Source organism: Bacillus sp. PDNC022 (assembly GCF_016919285.1).
Taxonomy (GTDB): domain Bacteria; phylum Bacillota; class Bacilli; order Bacillales; family Bacillaceae; genus Bacillus; species Bacillus safensis.
The window spans coordinates 3069366-3087929 of record NZ_CP070345.1 but is presented as its reverse complement, the minus strand read 5'-3'; the positions used below and the strand labels follow the sequence as shown (position 1 = coordinate 3087929).

At 44.0% G+C, this 18564-nt stretch carries 20 protein-coding genes; 3 read left to right on the top strand and 17 right to left on the bottom strand.

Going from position 1 to position 18564, the window contains the following annotated elements; all coding sequences use genetic code 11:
• Positions 1 to 200 precede the first annotated feature (200 nt).
• From isdG to JVX94_RS15710, 11 genes are all read right to left on the bottom strand, one after another.
• Positions 201 to 1316, bottom strand: coding sequence for a heme oxygenase (gene isdG / locus JVX94_RS19725; protein ID WP_269196480.1), 1116 nt, complete (start codon positions 1314 to 1316; stop codon positions 201 to 203).
• A gap of 7 nt (positions 1317 to 1323) precedes the next feature.
• Positions 1324 to 2337: a FecCD family ABC transporter permease gene (locus JVX94_RS15755; protein ID WP_144471753.1), complete on the bottom strand. Its 1014-nt coding sequence runs from the start codon at positions 2335 to 2337 to the stop codon at positions 1324 to 1326.
• Positions 2334 to 3272, bottom strand: coding sequence for an ABC transporter substrate-binding protein (locus tag JVX94_RS15750; protein WP_111291612.1), 939 nt, complete (start codon positions 3270 to 3272; stop codon positions 2334 to 2336). The genes JVX94_RS15755 and JVX94_RS15750 overlap by 4 nt, the downstream gene beginning before the upstream one ends.
• Before the next feature lie 18 nt (positions 3273 to 3290).
• Entirely contained in the window at positions 3291 to 4043 is a 753-nt protein-coding gene (gene srtB, locus JVX94_RS15745) for a class B sortase (RefSeq protein WP_144471751.1), read from the bottom strand.
• A gap of 26 nt (positions 4044 to 4069) precedes the next feature.
• On the bottom strand, positions 4070 to 4840 hold the full coding sequence (locus tag JVX94_RS15740) for an ABC transporter ATP-binding protein (RefSeq protein ID WP_205183738.1): 771 nt from the start codon (positions 4838 to 4840) through the stop codon (positions 4070 to 4072).
• Positions 4827 to 5813 (bottom strand): FecCD family ABC transporter permease, encoded by a 987-nt coding sequence (locus tag JVX94_RS15735; RefSeq protein ID WP_095409897.1) that lies wholly within the window; start codon positions 5811 to 5813, stop codon positions 4827 to 4829. Before JVX94_RS15735 ends, JVX94_RS15740 begins: the two co-directional genes overlap by 14 nt.
• A 33-nt stretch (positions 5814 to 5846) precedes the next feature.
• Complete coding sequence (isdE, locus tag JVX94_RS15730; RefSeq protein ID WP_205183735.1) at positions 5847 to 6734, bottom strand: heme ABC transporter substrate-binding protein IsdE; 888 nt, start codon at positions 6732 to 6734, stop codon at positions 5847 to 5849.
• Positions 6735 to 6809: 75 nt separating this feature from the next.
• Positions 6810 to 8672 (bottom strand): NEAT domain-containing protein, encoded by a 1863-nt coding sequence (locus tag JVX94_RS15725; protein WP_205183733.1) that lies wholly within the window; start codon positions 8670 to 8672, stop codon positions 6810 to 6812.
• Positions 8673 to 8691: 19 nt separating this feature from the next.
• The gene (gene isdC / locus JVX94_RS15720; RefSeq protein WP_144471741.1) at positions 8692 to 9345 is read right to left on the bottom strand and encodes a heme uptake protein IsdC; all 654 of its coding nucleotides are present in this window, start codon (positions 9343 to 9345) and stop codon (positions 8692 to 8694) included.
• Positions 9346 to 9365: 20 nt separating this feature from the next.
• Positions 9366 to 9824, bottom strand: a complete 459-nt coding sequence (locus JVX94_RS15715; RefSeq protein WP_205183731.1) for an NEAT domain-containing protein — start codon at positions 9822 to 9824, stop codon at positions 9366 to 9368.
• A gap of 370 nt (positions 9825 to 10194) precedes the next feature.
• Positions 10195 to 10527 carry a winged helix-turn-helix transcriptional regulator gene (locus tag JVX94_RS15710; RefSeq protein WP_095409901.1) on the bottom strand — a complete coding sequence of 111 codons (333 nt, stop codon included), beginning with the start codon at positions 10525 to 10527 and terminating at the stop codon, positions 10195 to 10197.
• A gap of 177 nt (positions 10528 to 10704) precedes the next feature.
• Between JVX94_RS15710 and JVX94_RS15705 the strand changes: the two genes are divergently transcribed.
• From JVX94_RS15705 to ribD, 3 genes are read left to right on the top strand one after another with little or no spacing between them, the layout of a single operon-like run.
• Complete coding sequence (locus JVX94_RS15705) at positions 10705 to 11559, top strand: VOC family protein (protein ID WP_144471737.1); 855 nt, start codon at positions 10705 to 10707, stop codon at positions 11557 to 11559.
• A gap of 16 nt (positions 11560 to 11575) precedes the next feature.
• A complete protein-coding gene (locus JVX94_RS15700; protein ID WP_144471735.1) occupies positions 11576 to 12337 on the top strand; it encodes a GTP cyclohydrolase II in 762 nt (253 codons plus the stop codon).
• Positions 12324 to 13415 carry a bifunctional diaminohydroxyphosphoribosylaminopyrimidine deaminase/5-amino-6-(5-phosphoribosylamino)uracil reductase RibD gene (gene ribD, locus JVX94_RS15695; protein ID WP_205183729.1) on the top strand — a complete coding sequence of 364 codons (1092 nt, stop codon included), beginning with the start codon at positions 12324 to 12326 and terminating at the stop codon, positions 13413 to 13415. The genes JVX94_RS15700 and ribD overlap by 14 nt, the downstream gene beginning before the upstream one ends.
• Positions 13416 to 13459: 44 nt before the next feature.
• Here ribD and JVX94_RS15690 read toward each other — a convergent pair whose 3' ends face one another.
• The 6 genes from JVX94_RS15690 to JVX94_RS15665 form a co-directional block, all read right to left on the bottom strand.
• Positions 13460 to 13828: a VOC family protein gene (locus tag JVX94_RS15690; RefSeq protein ID WP_197197748.1), complete on the bottom strand. Its 369-nt coding sequence runs from the start codon at positions 13826 to 13828 to the stop codon at positions 13460 to 13462.
• Between the two features lie 276 nt (positions 13829 to 14104).
• Positions 14105 to 14953 carry a polysaccharide deacetylase family protein gene (locus JVX94_RS15685; protein ID WP_205183727.1) on the bottom strand — a complete coding sequence of 283 codons (849 nt, stop codon included), beginning with the start codon at positions 14951 to 14953 and terminating at the stop codon, positions 14105 to 14107.
• Between the two features lie 65 nt (positions 14954 to 15018).
• The gene (locus JVX94_RS15680) at positions 15019 to 15348 is read right to left on the bottom strand and encodes a PTS sugar transporter subunit IIA (RefSeq protein ID WP_205183725.1); all 330 of its coding nucleotides are present in this window, start codon (positions 15346 to 15348) and stop codon (positions 15019 to 15021) included.
• A gap of 19 nt (positions 15349 to 15367) precedes the next feature.
• A complete protein-coding gene (locus JVX94_RS15675) occupies positions 15368 to 15691 on the bottom strand; it encodes a PTS sugar transporter subunit IIB (protein WP_024423899.1) in 324 nt (107 codons plus the stop codon).
• A gap of 12 nt (positions 15692 to 15703) precedes the next feature.
• On the bottom strand, positions 15704 to 17137 hold the full coding sequence (locus tag JVX94_RS15670; RefSeq protein WP_205183723.1) for a glycoside hydrolase family 1 protein: 1434 nt from the start codon (positions 17135 to 17137) through the stop codon (positions 15704 to 15706).
• Positions 17138 to 17168: 31 nt separating this feature from the next.
• Positions 17169 to 18479, bottom strand: coding sequence for a PTS sugar transporter subunit IIC (locus JVX94_RS15665; protein WP_144471729.1), 1311 nt, complete (start codon positions 18477 to 18479; stop codon positions 17169 to 17171).
• Positions 18480 to 18564 lie beyond the last annotated feature (85 nt).

The window sequence follows — 18564 nt, the reverse complement described above, 5'->3', positions numbered from 1 at the left end:
TTTTACTCTTGATTTTCATTCGGTTAGTTATTTATACCTGTACTTTACACCCATACGCTTCAAAAATAAAGTAAATTTTACCTAAAATTTGGATGGTATTGTGTCAGTTGTTTGAATACTTTGTCAAGAATATGTGACGGGAAATAAACAACCGCAAAAAAAATAGCGCTGCATGTGAGCCGCAGCGCTTTGTTTCTATTTTAAGCTTTTTTCTGTAAAGCAGGTCTCGTGACTTGTACTTCATAGTACGTAATTTTGTTTTTTAATAGGCCTTCAGGTTTCGCTTTTCCATGTGCGTGTGCATCTCCAAATGCCTGAGATTTTGTCCAGTTCACAAAGTCTTCTTTTCGATTCCAGCGGGTATGAATGGTCACTTCATCGTAATCGGTTGTCTGCTGTGTGACCCAGACTTCCATGCCTAAAAATCCTTCCATGAATTCTACTTGTCCCTGCTTGTTAAAACGCTTGACGAGGTGGTCTGCACTGCCTTTTTCTACTCTAACCTGGTTGTTTACAATGATCATGTTTGATTCATCTCCCTTTTGTTGTTGGATCGAAGCGATTGGGATAATGAGCGGATGCTCTCCATCTAGGTGAACCTCTGCCTGAATCCCAAATACCTCTTTGAAAAAGTTTTCTGTTAATACTTCCTTTGGTGTCCCTATTTGGTATACCTGACCACGCTTCATCGCAATCAGGCGGTCACAATATTTTGCTGCCTGCTGCAGGTCATGAAGAACCATTAAAATAGTGATCCCATGCGTTTCATTCAGCTGTTTGAGCAGCTCCAGTAAATCAAGCTGATGCGCAATATCTAAGTAAGTGGTAGGCTCATCCAGAATAATCGTCTCTGTCTTCTGAGCCAGTGCCATGGCAATATACGCCTTCTGCCTTTCTCCGCCTGACAATGTATGCAGCATCCTGTTTTCATTCACGCGGCTATTTGTCACATCAAGCGCCCACTCTATCGCTTCCTGATCTGTCTTCGAGCTCTTTTTCCAGATCGAACGATGCGGACTGCGTCCAAGTGCGACCAGCTCACGTACTGTCATCGATGGGATGGCCGTTCTCGTTTGCATCAGAACGGCGATTTCCTGTGCAATCTCCTGTGCTGTCATCTCTTTTTGCGGTATATCGTGAATATAAATCATGCCGCTTTCAATCGACGTAAGGCGTGCGGCCGCTTTAATAAACGTCGACTTCCCTGACCCATTCGGTCCAATAATTCCTGTTACACTTCCTTTAGGCACAGCTGCTGAAATAGATGACAATCGAAAGCCTCCTTGACTGAGGCTCACGTCATCCATCGCAATCACATCCAACTTAACCCCTCCCTTTCTTTTTTAATAAATAGAGGAAGAAAGGTGCACCGATACAGGCAAGCAGAATACCAACAGGCAGTTCAACCGGTGTAAACCATACCCGTGCTGCTGTATCAGCAAAGACCACAAGTACGCCGCCGCCAAGCATTGAGATCGGCAGCAGGTACCGGTAGTCATCTCCAATTAAAAGACGGATAAAATGAGGGACGACAAGACCGACAAATCCAATTAAACCGCTCACGCTTACAGCTGCACCCGCCAAAAGCGCCGCCAGTGCAATTAAGAAAAATCGGGTTCGCTCGACTCTAAGGCCGAGCAGCTGCGCTGACTCATCACCAAGCAAAAGGAGATTTGCCGGCTTGATCGCAAAAAAACAAAGACACAATCCAACAAGCGCATAGGGTGACACAAAGCTCAGATGATGCCAGCTCCGTCCATTTAATCCTCCTGATAAAAAAGGCAGAACAGCCTGCACACGCTCACTATAAAGCACCATCAGCCCATTCATGACTGCACCAAGCAGAGCATTAACTGCCACACCCGCTAGAATCAACTTCAGTGGTGAAACTCCTTGATCAAATGACAAAATATACACAACAAGTGCCGCTAATAAAGCGCCAAGGAAGGCAGCCGCTGGAAGCAGATATGTGAATTGCGGAAACACAATCATGCTGAGTACAGCAGCTAACCCACCGCCAGCGGTCACACCGATGATGCCAGGGTCAGCGAGTGGATTTCGAACGACTCCTTGTAAAATTGCCCCTGATGCTGCGAGACAGGCCCCGACGATGAAACCTATGAGAACGCGCGGCAGGCGTAAATCCATGACGATTTTTTCATGGACTGGCTGGCCTGATCCCGTCAAAGCAGCGATTAAATCTGGCAGCGATAATTGAACAGAACCTAATGCAAGCCCTAGGCATATGCCCACACCTAGTGAGAAAAGCAGTCCCGGTATAAGCCATCTCCGTCTCGACTGTCTTTTTTGAAAATCTAACTCTGCATTCACCTTCATGATGACAATCGCTTCAATCTCTTCTCTAGTTCATCGATCGCCTTTATAACGTCTGCGCCTGGGTTCGTCCCGAATAAATCACTAGGCAGAATCTCCACGCGGCCATTTTTGACAGCTGATACGTCGTGCCATGCTGCATTCTGTTTCATTTCACTCATAAAGCCCGCTTTCACATCGTCAGGATTGCTGTGTGTCATGAGCAGAATGAGATCAGGATCGGCTTCGATCACCTTTTCTGCATTGATTTGGGCGTATTGAGGGAATTTTTCGAGTGCCGGTTCATTCTCAGCGATGTTTGCACCCCCAGCGATGTGCAGCAAATCTCCACTCAAGGATTGAGGAAGTGCGGCCATATATGTGCCGGGTGCACCGTACACAACGAGTGTTTTCACTTTTTTCTTAGGCTGCTTGACTTGCTTTTTCCGCTCATCAATTTGATCATTGAGTGCTTTAGCCTTTTGCTGTTTCCCAAGTAAATCCCCAAATAACGAGATTTGACGCTGGATGTCCTTCACTGAATTGGCGCTTGTCAAAAGAAGCTGTGAACCAATTCCTTCTATTGTAGAGATGTCCTTGCTGTTTAATTGTTCATTTCCAAGCACCACATCAGGCTTTAAGCTTGTGATCAGCTCTACATCAAATTGATGCGTTGTGCCAATCGTTTGTACAGACTTTGCCTTTTGTAAGCTGTCTGGTAACTCGGCGGTTGGCCGGCCGACCGCCTCACCGCCTAAAGCATACAAAATACTCATGTCCCCGGTCGACAATGCGACGATACGCTGAGGGGATTCATCAAACGACAGCGTTCTTCCGGTAAAATCCTTTATCTTCAGCGCTCCTTGCCCGCTCCCTTTCTCTACAGGTGCTGCCTGACTGCATCCGCCAAGGAGAAGCATCAAGACGAGTCCCGCCAAGATCACATATGAAAATTTCAACCGTCTGTCTCTCCTTTTCTAGTAAACTTTCTTTAGCTTTGCCTGTACCACGAGACGCCCGTTTTTAGGTGCTAGCACATGATCACAGGTCGATAAGGTGAGGATGAGATCATCTGTAGACACGTCTGTCTTCGTTTGATAGATTGATTTCTTCCGCACAGCTTGCAAGTAATGCGCGTATTCGCCAAGATCTTGAAAATCGGTTTGAATATAGTCGAAGTCAACCGTCGTTTCATACACAGCAAAAATCTCCGCTTCATAGCTTTGATACAGTGTATCGTACTGAAATGTCCGGTGCTCTTGGAAGAAATCTTTTTTTAGATAGTTTGTGAGTCCAGCGAACATGGATCCATCCCTCATCCGATGGCCGTACACCACTGTATTTGGGCTTTCATGCAGGACATCATTACGATAATCCATAAAGATACTGCCTGCCCGGGTGTCGTTTTTTAAATAATTGCGAGTTAAGTAGAACGCATTATCGTGAGATTGAACAATCGGATACTGAATCATCGTGTCTTTCATATTGATCCAGCCGACAATGTCCTCATTCACCTTCCGCAGCTCATCAAATGACGAACGGATCTTTCCCGGCGCCCGTTTTTCAGTCATTTCTTCTTCATGTCCATACATCGTCTGGGCCTTTGCAAGCACCTGGCGATTTTGATAATAACCGAAAAGTTCGAAGCCGATGGCTGTACCGCTATAAATAAATACTCCTAAACAAACGATCGTCAGCATCCGCTGCCAGAGCCGTTTTCCTCGTTTCACACTATCTCACCTGCTTTTTGCACAGCTTATATACCAACAGGCACGATGTACATCCCTGTTTCTGCATCCTGTCTAATCGTGACAGACACATCATAAATGTGCCGCACGTTTTCCTCTGTTAACACATCGTTTGGCTGTCCTTCAGTGATAATCTGTCCATCCTTCATCGCTATGATGATATCGCTGTAGCGGACAGCCTGATTCATGTCGTGCAGCACCATGACAATGGTTAATCCATGCTTGGCATTCAGCTCACGAATCAGCTCAAGAATGTCAAATTGATAGTAGATATCCAAATAGGTTGTCGGTTCATCTAAGAAAAGGATTGGCGTTTTTTGCGCAAGTGCCATCGCAATCCATACACGCTGCCGCTCTCCACCTGACAGTGAGGCGAGCGGCACCTTTCGTTTTTCCGTTAGCTTTGTACTGGACAGCGCCCACTCTACCGCTCTCTCATCCTCTTCCTTGTCTCCTCCGCGCATCGTCTGGTAAGGCGTTCTGCCAAAGGCCACGACCCGTTCGATCGTTAAATCAAACGGCGCCTCATTTTGCTGATGGACGACAGCGAGCTTTTTTGCCAGCTCCTTTGGCTTGAACGCATTCAGCGCATGCCCGTCTAAGTGAATTTGCCCTTTATTTGGACAATGATTATTCGCCATTAAGGAAAGCAGTGTGGATTTTCCCGAGCCATTTGGACCGATAATGGTTGTGATTTTTCCCTTTTCAATCTGTGTTGTGACCGATTGAACGATGTCCTTCTGCTGGTCATATGAGAATGACACCTCACGAATGTCCATGGAGACGGTCCCCCCTTCTTAATAAAAAGATCAGAAACGGCCCGCCAATCACGGCCATGATCGTAGAAGCAGGAATCTCATTTGGTGCCACAAGCGTCCTGCCAAGCGTATCAGCCGTCAAAATAAGCAAAGCCCCGCTTAACGCAGAAAATGGAATCAGTACCCGGTGATCCGAGCCGACAAGCCTTCTTGAAATGTGCGGAATGAGCAAGCCGACAAAGGCTATCACACCCGCTACTGCAGCTGTCACCGCCGCAAGTAAAACAGCTGTGATGGAAATCAAAAGGCGCATTCTGGTCACACGCAATCCTAAATTTTTCGCTGTCTTGTCCTGAAGAGCCAGGAGGTTGCACCATCTGCTGAAGAAGAGTGCAACGACAAGGCCGACGACACCATAGACACCGATTAATCGGACATCTCCCCATGTTTTCATCGTGAGATTCGACTGTCCCGACTGATTAATCGTGATATTGAAATAGCTGCAAATGGTCACAAATGCTTCAGCCATTCCAGTAAACATGGCATTGATCGCGATCCCAACCAAGATCATGCGGATCGGGCTTAAACCACCTTTCCAAGACAGAACATACACGAGGAAACACGCAATAGCCCCGCCTAATACCGAAAATAAAGGAGAGTAGAAATAAAATTGAGGAAGCGCTGTAATCGCCATTAATGAAAAGAAGCTGGCTCCTGATGAAATGCCAATGACGCCGGCATCAGCTAACGGATTCCTCATGACTGACTGCAGCAGTACACCGGAGACAGATAAGGCGGCCCCTGTAAACATCGCGATAAGCATGCGGGGAATTCTCAAATCTTTAATGATTTCTACCTGTGCATGTTGACCGGTGATGAGCCCTTCTAATAATTCAATTGGGGTGACATGAATGCTCCCAGTAATGGCTGAATAAATAAACACGCAGACCAGTAAGAGACTGACTATCAGAAATAAAATCCCTGTTTTTTTCATCTTGAACGTCCTTTTATCATTAAGATTCGCCGCTTATGACGGATACAACATACGAGTCAATTCATCTAATGCTTCTGCTGCCTTTAAATTGCCTGTTGTCCCAAATAAGCTTTCTTCGAGGTCATACACCCGGTTTTGTTTAACCGCATTGAAATGTTTCCAGATGTCATTTGTTTTGAATTCTTCATCAAACATGCGAACGACTTCGTCTGGTATCCCATGTGCGGCCCGGAGAATGATATCTGGATTGGCTTTTTGTAAATATTCCGTATTGGATGCCAAATACTCCATTTTCTCGCCTCCCACAATATTCTTTCCTCCTGCGATACGCACAAGATCACCAATATATGAATTCTCTGTCGCCACCAAATAACTGCCTGGCACACCAAGTAAAATCAGAACGGACGGCTTACGTTTTCCTTTCGTCTTCTCTTGTATGTCTTTCTTTTTTTGCTCAAACTCAGACACAATGCGTTCAGCCTGTTTCTTTCTGTCATACTGATCTCCGAGCTTCGTGATAGCCTTCTCCATGTTAGCCATGCTCTCTAGATTTAAGTATGTGGCAGGGACACCTGCTTGCTGAAAGGGTGTCTCTAAATCATATTGAAGGGTTGTGACAGACAGGACATCTGTCGGTTGAAGTGATTGGATGATTTCCATATCCGGGCTCATTGGGTTGCCGACTTCCGGCAGTCCTTTGTAACGAGCTGGCAAGGGTTTTTGACTTGTTGGCACCCCGACAAGATCCACCTCTAAAGCATCCATGATCTCCGCAGCAGCTACAGTCGTTGCTACAATGCGCTCACTTGATTCAGCGCTTTTTTTGCCTTTTGCTGAGCTTTCTGCTGACTGTGAGCAGCCCGATAAGATCACGCACACACTGAGAGCGGCGATCAAGGTACATAACATTCGATGCTTCAAAAACAGAAGCCTCCTTTCGAAAAAAGAGAGTGGATGCGCCGACATAAATGGCGCATCTCACTTAAAATAAACGATCTATCTTGTCCGTGTTTGATATTTTCTGACGAGTACGAATAACGACCCGCCGAATAAAAGAATATACACCCAAAGCAGAGAGGTATCTCCCGTTTTCGGATTCAGCTGTCCAGAATCAGATTTGGTTTGATCATCTGTTGGAGTAAATGTCATCTGCTCTGCACCCGTTTCCTCTGGTGCTATATTCTCAAGTTGAGTTGTTTGAGAATCGTGATCATTTGGATTTTTGACAAAGCCAATACTCTCATCGTCTCCAATGACCGTTGAAATTCCGCTTCCCTCACCGAGAGCGATTCCTTTTGTGTCATAGACAAGTTTGACATCGTACTGCTCATGGTAGTTCGCAGCTGGAATATCAATTTTTACGCGTGCTGCCTGAGCTCCACTTAAACTTTTTGCTTCATATTGAATGACACGTGTATCTGCTTTTTGATCTGTTTTCGCGACAAGTGTCTCTTCAAACTTTCCGCCTGTCCCTACTTGGAATGACGTGATCGCTGAGCTGTTCTTCACTGTATATGAAACGAAATGTCGGCCATTTTTCACAACCAGTGTCGCAGGGCTCACGACGTAATCGTTCATGCGGGAAAGCTCATCCTTGTCTGCTTTCTTCATTGAGAAAGGAAGTTTGTATACACCATCTTTTAGCTGAGCCGTCTCTTGATTAGCTCCGCTGTTATTTGTTTCTGGTGATGGTGTGTTTGGTTTTGGTGTTTTTGGTGTTTCTGGTGCTGCTGGTTTTTCTTCCTCTACCTGTCCGTCTTTAACTGGAGCGATACTCTTTGAATCAAATTGAAAACGAATATCGTAGGTTTGATCATAGTTAGCGGCCGCTACTACAATGTGTACTTTTCCTTTTACCGCTTTTTTCAAATCACTTGCATCAAATGAAACCACTCTTGTATTCTTCGCTTCATCTGTGCTGACTGTCTTTGCTTCTTGATAAGAACCGTTGTGCTCTACTTTTAAAGAATCGACAGACTTATGGTCCTTTACCGTAAAGGAAATGGTTTGCTTTCCATTTTTGACGGTTAAGGATGCGGGATGTGAGAAGTATTGATTCATTCGAGATGCCTCATCCGTATCCCCTTTTAGCACACTGTAATTAATACGATATACGCCATCTTTTAATTGATTTTGCGCGGAATCATCTGGTTTTGTGCCATTGTTATTGCCTGGTGTTGTCGGTTGATCATCTGGCTTTGTGCCATTTTGATCATCCGGCTTTGTTTCGTTATCGTCTGGCTTTGTACCGTTTTGATCATCCGGCTTTGTTTCGTTATCGTCTGGCTTTGTACCGTTTTGATCATCCGGCTTTGTTTCGTTATCGTCTGGTTTTGTACCGTTTTGGTCATCTGGTTTTGTTTCGTTATCATCTGGCTTTGCAGGTGTAACGAGTGTTAAGCTGCTTTGATCGAATGCAAACTGTACGTCATATGCTTCGTCATAAATAAAGCCGCCTAAATCCCAGTAAATTTTCACCCAGCCGTTTAATTTTGCTGATAAGTCGGCGACATCAAATTTGATCACACGTGTATTGGCTGTTTCGTCCTCACTGACCGTTTCAGTGGTAACGAGAGCACCATTTTGTTCAACCTTGAAATCTGTTATTTCTTTGCTTTGCTTCAGTGTGACATAGGCTGTTTTCTTGCCATTTTCCACGATGAGCTTAGCTGGCTTTTCTGTATAGGTATCCATCATGGACGCTTCTGTGCTGCCATTTTTTAAAATGGTGAATCCAACTGTGTATTCACCATCAACGAATGATGCCGCTTGAGCTGTTCCTTGAGGAATCTGAAACGCAGTCAACAAACTGAATAAAACGAGCAGAATGGCTGCCTTTAGATGAAAAAGACGTTTCAAATGGTGACACTTCCTTCCGTTAATGCTTGATGATCCACTTTCTTGCTAAAAATCCACCTGAGCATAGAGCAAGCACAAGGAGCCACCCTGTCTGGTTTGTATCACCAGTTTGAGGATTCTCTTCTTGTTTTGTTGTGGATGAATCAGATGTTTTCGTTGATTCTTTTGATGGCTGCTGCTTTTCTGCCTCACCCGCTGATTTGTTTGTGCTGTTAGACGAAAGTGACTTGATGCTGCTTTCATCGAATTTCAGCTGAATGGTGTAATCATGATCATAATCAGCAGATTTCACAGTGACATGAATTTTTGACTTGATTGGTTTAGACAAGCTCTGTGCTTGGAACTGAACAATCCTTGTGTTGGCTTTTTTATTGGTTGAGAGAACCGTTGTATCGACATAGCCGCCATTTCCGGGCACTTTAAATTCCGTCACCCAGCTGCTATTTTTAATGGTCATTTGTACTGTCAGCTTCCCGTTTTTGGCAATCACTTTTGCTGGCTTCAGCCAGTAATCATTTGCCATGGAGACCGCATTTCCTTCAGCCTTGAGCACATTATAGTTGACGGAGTATGTACCATCCTTTAACGTGGCAGCCTGTGCGTTTGAAAAAGGCAGCATAAATGCCAATAATAAAGCGGTCATGAAGACTGATAGCCTCATCATTTTTTTCATCAAGCGAATTTCCTCCCTTTTTATTGAACAGATGCTGCATCAAACTTGAGACGAATGTCGTAATTACCTGTATATCCGATGGCCGGTACAGTGACGCTCACTTTTGCTGGTACGACTTCTGTCAGGCTGTTCACGTTGAATTCTACTGTTCTCTTATTCGCAGTTGTATTTGTACTGATTACCTTTGCATCTTTGTAGACACCTTGATCGAGCGTTTTAAAGCTAGTGATCCAAGAACTATTTGTTAACGTAACTTGTGCTTTGATTTTTCCACCCTTCACGACAAGTTTGGCTGGTTTTTCAAAATACGTATTCGCTGTTGAAGTCGAATCGCTATCTGCCTTCCAAACCACATATTGTGCTGAATGTTGACCATCTGCTAAACCAGCTGCTGATGCTGAGCTAATCGGGGCTAGAGCAAATAATAGAACAAAACTAAGGAATAATAATACGGGTGATGTTGAACGAATGACTTTCATGTGAACCCTCCTAAATGATATTGATAATTATTCTCAATAGACAATAAAAAAAATAACCTTTATAAGTGCTGGAACACACTTATAGATGATTATGATAATCATTATCAATAGAGTTGAAAAAATAAATCTTTGCTTCTTAAAAGCCAAAGATGTCTGTTTCTAAATGATGTATTGACACGTGTTTTAGGCAATCTGTCCCATTCATGATTCCATGGCATGACCTCCATTCCATTACAGGGAAAAGAACCCTCTTCTTCTTGATCTTATATGATGGGTGAATTTATTGTCAACACCATTTTTCATACTATTGACATAGATTTCTGGAAAATCACACAAAAAAATTTCGATCAGACACACTGATCGAAATGGATTAAGAAGGAACATGTTCCTCTATTTTGCTGTTTTTACGATCTAAAGACCAAGCATACATTTCACGAATAATCGCTTCAATTTTCTTCCCTTGAACTGTTAATTCGTATTCAATCCGCACTGGAATATCGGGGTATACCTTTTTCTCAACAAGTCCCTCAGCTTCTAAATCCTTCAGCCTTTCTGATAGTAATCTTCCGCTGATGTTCATTTCATTTTCAAGCTGACAAAAACGCTTAGGCCCTGTCAGAAGCTGATTGATGATGAGAATGACCCACTTCTTGCCTAGAATCTCCATGGCATCTGTAATTGGGCAGCCATCTACTTGAGCCATATCTTACTCCCTCCTGCTTTTTTCTCTTTTTTTCATTATAACACAATTAATTACTTGAAATAAGTCACTAACTATTATATAGTTTAGTTACTAAAAGTAACAAGGTATTCATTTTTTATAGATTTTCAAAAACATTTGAACATGCCGATGCATATATCATGAAGGAGATGACCGAGCTTGAAGACAATTGAGCAGCTAAGGCTGGGTGTGACAGAATTACATGTGTCCAGCTTTGATCGTTCTTTACCTTTTTATACAGACATTTTAGGATTTACTATATTAGAAAAGACAGATTCCGCGGTGACACTTGGCAGCAATGCAAAGGAACCGATCCTTTTGTTAAAAGAGAATGCACAGCTCAAAGAAAAGCCTGATCATGAGCCAGGTCTTTATCATTTTGCTGTTTTATTACCTACCAGAAAAAACCTGGGCACATGGCTGGCACATGTGATCAAAAAAGGCTATCCTTTAATTGGAGCAAGCGATCACTTTTTCAGTGAAGCCATTTATTTAAGTGATCCTGACGGCATTGGCGTAGAAATTTATGCTGACCGTCCTCAGGACATTTGGGTAGGTGAGCATGGAGAACTGAAAGGTGGCGGAAATGCACCGCTTGATGGAGATGGTCTCCTGCAAGAAGCCGCTGATACCACATGGGAAGGACTCCCTGCGGGCACAGTCATGGGACACTTGCATTTCCATCTCAACCCAGAAGAAGCAGATTCCTTATATGTCAATACGCTCGGTTTTCATATCCGAATGGCTCCACCAGCAAGCCTATTTATCGCCGCTGGTGTGTACCACCACCACCTTGCCTTTAATGCATGGGGACGCGGACGAAAAGGAGCCATTGATCCACGTTTTTCAGGAATTAGAAGCTATACACTGGTTTTTCCAGAAGAAGCAGACAGACAATCCGTCATCGAACGTCTGACAAAAGCAGGCACTCAAGTCAACACGACAGGAAAAAGCAGCGAATTTGTTGATCCATTTGGCGTTCTCGTTCGTTTACAGATTGAAGAAACAGACTAAAAAGAAGGTGCAGAATATGGACAAACACACAGAGCTTAAAATAGCCATATTAAAAGATAAAATCAAACGAGTACAGCAAGAAGACGGGTATATATATATCACTGGACCCATTAAACTGCCAGTGAATTTAGACGGCAGAACCGTCATGTTCAACTGGTATTCATGGTTAAAAGACGATGGAAAAGAGCCATTGTCAGATGAAGCTTTAATTGAAAGCCTTTCGTCCCGCCAGCTTGCTGATCATCAGCAGTCAAGCGTTCTTGTCTATGGGGATTTTGAGCAAGCTGATGAAGCCCTTATCCGCATGCATTCCATTTGCCACACAGGCGATATTTTCGGAAGCAAGCGCTGCGACTGCGGATTCCAATTGAAGCAGTCTATGCGAATGATTGAGGACAATGGAGCAGGAGCTCTGTTTTACTTAGCCAATCATGAAGGCCGCGGCATTGGTCTTTTCAGTAAAGCCATGGCTTATATTCTTCAAGAAAACGGCTACGATACAGTAGAAGCGAACGAAGCTCTTGGTTTTGAAGATGACACACGTCAATACGAAGAAGCCATTGCCGTTCTTCAAACACTTCGTACAAAACCGGTCAGACTCATTACCAATAACCCGAAAAAGACAGATGCGATCAGCCATGCAGGTTTATCTCTTTCTGGACGCATTCCACTTTGGGGAGATGTCTCTGAATTTAACGAAAATTACTTGCAGACAAAAATCAACCGCTCAGGTCACATGAAGGCGGAGCAAGAGGTGCGTACGATTGCCACATCATGAGCGATATATGAAGCTAGCCCTTGATAATGCACGGGCAATGAAAGGTCAGACATCTCCGAATCCGCTCGTCGGGGCTGTGATTGTGCGAGAGAATGAAATTGTTGGAGTCGGTGCTCATATGAAAGCCGGTGAACCGCATGCTGAAATTCATGCACTCAACATGGCCGGAGACAAGGCAAAAGGAGCCACCATTTATGTGACCCTTGAGCCTTGTTCTCATCATGGCCGCACAGGCCCTTGCGCGATAGCACTTGTGAAAGCCGGCGTCGAAACTGTTGTCGTGGCAGCACTTGATCCAAATCCGCTTGTCGCTGGCCGCGGGATTGCCATTTTACAAGACGCCGGCATACAAGTCATTACGGGCGTACTTGAACAAGAATCCATTCTGATGAATGAGGTATTTAATCACTTTATTACGAAAAAAACACCTTTCGTGACGCTCAAAGCGGGCATTACCTTAGATGGAAAAATCGCCTCTGCCACATCTGACAGCAAGTGGATTACATCTGAGACATCCCGTTATGATGCTCACCATATCCGCAGTATCAATGATGCGATTTTGGTCGGTGCTCAAACCGTCATTCACGACGATCCATCATTAACTGCGCGGATTCCAAATGGGAACAATCCGATTCGAATTGTCTTAGACTCTAAGCTGTCAACACCACTGACAGCAAAGATCGTCACCGATCAGATGGCACCTACATGGATCTTTACAACAAAGCAAGCCGATGAGGAAAAACGAGCGGCTTTAGAAGAAGCTGGCGTCCGTGTCTTCATGACAGACAGCGACACGCGGGTGCCCCTGCAAGAAGTGCTTCAAGTGCTGGGAGAAAAAAATGTCTCGTCTCTCATGATTGAAGGCGGCGGCCAGATTAACGCCTCGTTCTTAGAACAACAGCTTGTAGATAAATTGGTCATCTATATGGCGCCTAAGCTCATTGGCGGACGTCTCTCCCCTTCCTTTTTCGGAGGTGAAGGCATACGCCTCATGAGTGATGCCATTGAACTGGATCAACTCGCCGTAGAACCACTCGGAAAAGATATTAAAATAACGGGCTATCCTGTTTATCAATAACAAATAGGCTGTCGAGATTTCCTCGACAGCCTTATTTTTGTCTTCTAGTCTTTCCTCTCTAAAAACTCAATTCGATTCCCAAAAGGATCTTCTACATAAAACCGACTGGCTCCCTCCAATGGCTCATCTTCTCTTATACGAATGTGATGCTTCAATAATGCCTCTTTTAATTCCGATAGACTCTTTACAAGAAAAGCCGGATGAGCTTTCTTTGCAGCTTGAAAATGTTCCTGAATGCCAATGTGAAGCTGATGATGACCGCATTGAAACCAGACGCCTCCACGTTTAGCTAGATTACTAGGCTTAGGGATTTCTTCCATTCCTAAAATTTCACCAAAAAACAAACGAGCTTTCTCTTCACTACCTTTTGGGGCAGCTAGTTGAACATGGTCGATTCCAAAAAAGTTTGACATATTCCCCTCTCCCTTTCTTTTCTCAATTGGTTTTTCTATGTAGGGTTTCTTAAGTTTTTGCGATGCTGAGCAAATTGAATTGTTTTTGAGGTGTTTCTTACGATGTAGGGTTTGAATGACAATTTTAAAAAACAGAACTCCACTGATAATGAAAGTTCTGTTCATTTAAGTGTCTCTTGAAATGACATTTGAAACTAAGACATATCATGCCAAGGTGTATGTGCGGTGATTCATTTTGGTGAAACTTGTCGTAAAATGTTCCATGTGAAACATTGTTTACTTCCCTTCGACCAGCCTGCCAAAGCTTTCTGGTGAAAGTCCCGGTGAAATGCGGACGCGGTGCAAGGACATCATGCCTTGTTCCTTCTTCGCATGTCCTGGTTCAGTGGTGACAGCCATTTGGTATCCGGCTTCCTTCGCCAGCTTCAACGTCTCTTCATTATAGCGCCCGACAGGATAGCTGACCATTCTCGTCCGCTGAGAAAATCGCTGATCGAAGAATGTCTTTGATCCTTTTAATTCCTCTTCCTGTTGCTGCTTTGATAATCGATTGAGCTCTAAATGATGAATTGTATGACTCTCAATCGATATCCCATGTGCCATCATCTCATCCATTTGCTCATCCGTTAAGTGATTAGGACGGCCAATGGATTGCTCAATCATGAAAATCGTTGCTTTCATTTCATACTGCTTCAAAACCGGAAATGCCTTTGTATAGTTATCCGTATATCCATCATCAAATGTAATGAGGACACTCTTCTTACTTGGCTTCGAATTTGTTGTGAAAACGCGGTACGCCTCTTCTGGCGACAGTGTGACATAGTCGTTGTCCTTCAGCCATTTCATATGAGATGCAAATTCGTTCTTTGGCACACGTAACGAGTTGCCGCTTGAGATACTGTGATACATCAAAATCGGAAGCTCGACCGGCTCCTTTTCCTTCATCCAATTTTGTGTCTCTATCCCTGGTGTTTCTTTTTTCTGCTGAATGTCTTTTGTTTGTAATGGACCCTTTTCCTCTTTGACGACTTGCTGGCTTCCTTCCAGCTGCTCCTTCATTCCCATACAGCCCGAAATGAGCAGCACCATAAGACCAACTGTCATCAGCATACATGTTTTCTTCATTCACCAATCCTGCTTTCTCTTTATCTACTGAATGATTATAACAGAAATTGGTTATTCATTGACATCTATTTTGACAGGGTATTCATTTTTTTACACATTTCGATCATTTCGATGGCGAGCAGATGAATGGTCTCTGTTGTGAGCATTTGATCTTCTGCGTGTATCAGCAGTAAAGAAAACGGAAGCTGTTCACCTGCCGCTTCTTTTTGAATCAGCGACAGATGCAGGGTGTGGATGCTTCGAAACGCTTCCTCCCCTTTTTCGATCAACTGCTGCGCTTTTTCAAAATCATCAGCTCTTGCTAGACGAATCGCTTCTACATAAAGACTTCTTGCCTCGCCTGCATGGGCAATGATTTGAAAGGCTGCTCCCTGCATTTCCTCTAATACCGTCATCTGCTTCTCCTCCAATTATTCAAGATTCATTTGCTAGTTTCAGTGCATGCTCTAGAATTTTTTCTCCGTTTGCTGTTCCGTATAATCTCACATTGACGACATCGACAGGTATTTGATAGGGTGCCGCCGTTTTTTCTGCTGCTTTTTTCATAAAACTTACTTGCGGTCCAAGTAAAATCGCCTGTACATCCTCTCCATGCTCTTCTAGTTCATCCGCAATGGCTCCTTCAGGTATAGCATAAATATAGTAATCCAGCCCTTTAGCTTCTGCAGCAGCCTTCATTTTCGACACCACAATGGACGTCGACATTCCTGCTGCACAAGCGAGAATGATTCGTTTCATATCCCATCACTCCTATTGATAAATGACTTCTGTTTCAACCTGCAGTTCCCTTGTTTTGATTAATGTCTGATACCAATACGCAGATGCTTTCAGCTGACGATTTCGTTCATTCTCCAGCTGGATTTCGACTAATCCGTAGCGGTTTTTAAAGGCATTCATCGGTGAGACATTGTCTGTAAATGCCCAAAGCATATAGCCTGTGCAATTTGATCCTTCTGCTTTCGCTTGAAGTGCCCGCTTCAAATGCTGGCTGATAAATGAAATGCGATACTGATCATCAATGATACCGTCTTCTGTTTTAAACCGTTCTTCCTTTTCGACACCCATGCCATTTTCGGCCACAAACCACTCAATATTTCCGTATTCTTCTTTTATCCTCATCCCCATATCATAGACAATCTTCGGATAGATTTCCCAGCCTCTGAAAGGATTCATTTTTCTCCCTGGAAGCTCAAACATATCGTAATAATAGGAAGGATGAAAAGGTGTTCCTTCGTTCCAAGCCTTACTCGGTGCCTTGACACGATGCGGATAGTACAAGTTAAGCCCAACGACATCCACCTTATGATTCTTGATGATCTGAAGCTCTTCCTCTGTGGAATCGAAAAGAATATCATGCTTTTTCAACACATCGATCAGTTCCTCTGGATACTCCCCTTTGATGGAAGGATCTAAGAACACTCGATTAAAAAACAAGTCATACATACGTGCCGCTTCTTGGTCATGCGGGGCAGACGATCTTGCATACGTCACTTCTGGATTGAGAATCACACCGATTTTGGCTCCTGCCGATTCCTTCAACCCCATCTCCTGAAACAGCTTCACCACTTTTGCTGTTGCCAGAGCTTTATGATAGTTCCACTGCATCCATTTCTTCGTATTTTGCTCAAACGGATATCGGATGGCATCTAGATAAACACGTGTCTGGACAACAATCGGTTCATTAAAACTAAACCAATGCTTGACCCGGTCCCCGTAGCGCTCAAACACCTTTTCCGCATAGAGAACAAACAGCTCGACAACATGCTTTGATGACCATCCGCCGTACTTCTCAAGCAAAACGGCAGGAAGCTCATAATGCTCTAAGCAAAACATTGGTTCTACACCTGCTGCGATTAATTCATTGATCAGATCATCAATGTAACGAGCATAGGCCTCATCCACTATCCCATTCTCGTAGTCTATGAGAAATCTCGACCAATTGATTGATGTCCTGTAATGTGTCAGCCCAATCTCTTTCATTAAGTCTACATCTTCAGGATAGCGCTCGTAAAAGTTTGTCGCACCAGCCGGTCCATAGCCTTCGTGCCACACGTGATATCCTTCCTTATACCATAAGTCGATGTACGAGTCCTGATGCGCCCGCTTTCCCTTCCATCCCTCGGTCTGCCAAGCAGAAGCCGCAGCACCTAGGATAAAATCAGTTGGAATCTCGATTTTTTTCATGTCGCCGCCTCCCTTTCCTTCGTCTGAATGTTTATTCTGAATCTGGTGCCGCTTCTGGCTTGCGGTTAGACAAGAGAACAAAGGGTAAATAGATGAAAATAGCCACCACAATACAGATAAGCTGTGTGATGACAGCTCCCATACTGCCAGCGGTGGACAGCCATGCATTCACAAGCGGTGGTGTCGTCCACGGCACCATCACGACCGCTTTTCCAGCGAATCCTGTAGCCGTCGCAATATACCCAATCGTACCTGTCACAAGCGGCGTAACGATAAATGGGATCGCCATCACAGGATTTAGCATCACGGGTAATCCAAAAATAACGGGTTCATTGATGTTGAACAGTCCGGGTCCAGATGAGAGCTTGGCAATGCTTCGCATCTCTTCCCTTCTCCCAGCAATAAAAATCGCAATCAAAAGACCAATGGTCACACCTGAACCACCGATGCTCATATACACATCCCAAAACGGCATCGTGATGATATTCGGGATTTCTTTCCCCTCTTGAAATGCTGTCATATTCACTGCAATCGATCCTAATAAGAGCGGCTCCCGGATCGGCTTAATCATCTGGTTGCCATGAATGCCGATCACCCAGAAAAATTGCGCCACAAACATTAACGTTAAAATCCCAGGCAGCCCCTGTACAACACTTTCTAGCGGGCGCTGCACCACGTTATACACTGCTTCATGCAAATAAATGCCTGTCACACGATGAAATGCAAAGCCGAATGAACTAATGATCGTAATTGTAATGATCGATGGGAAAAGTGATGAAAAAGATGTCGCCACATTCGATGGAACCGAATCCGGCATCTTGATTTGAAGCCATTTCACCTTGGTCAGCTTACAAAAAATCTCCACAGATACGATCGCAATGATCATCCCTAAAAATAAGCTTTTTGGATCGGAAAATTGTCTTGCCAGCACGTCTACAACCTCACGCATCGATCCATCGACTTCAAGAAGAAGTGTCGTTGGAATAACAGATATAAATGAAATCAATGCCATTAATCCTGGGAACAGAGATTTGTGCCCGTTGATTTTCCCAAGCTCAATCCCAATGAGGAACACAGCCCCAATGGTTAAAAAGTTCAGCGTGGCATAATTGATTGCCTTCATAATAGGCTGAAGCTCTGCTAAAAACCTGAATATCTCAAAATGAGCAAGCCCTGTTTCTGGGCTCATGATCATATTCGCGACCAGCACAGCAAAAGCTCCTGTAATGATGATCGGCATCAGTGTGACAAATGCCTGTTTAATCGCCATAATATATTTCTGGTTAGTGATGCGATAAGCCACATGCCCCATGACATCTGCCGCTTTCTCCTTGAAGCTCATGATCCGTCTCCCCCTTTGCAAAAACTCGTGATCATCCTCCTTTTTGATGTTATTTTAAAAGCGCTTTCATTAACATCTAATCTTT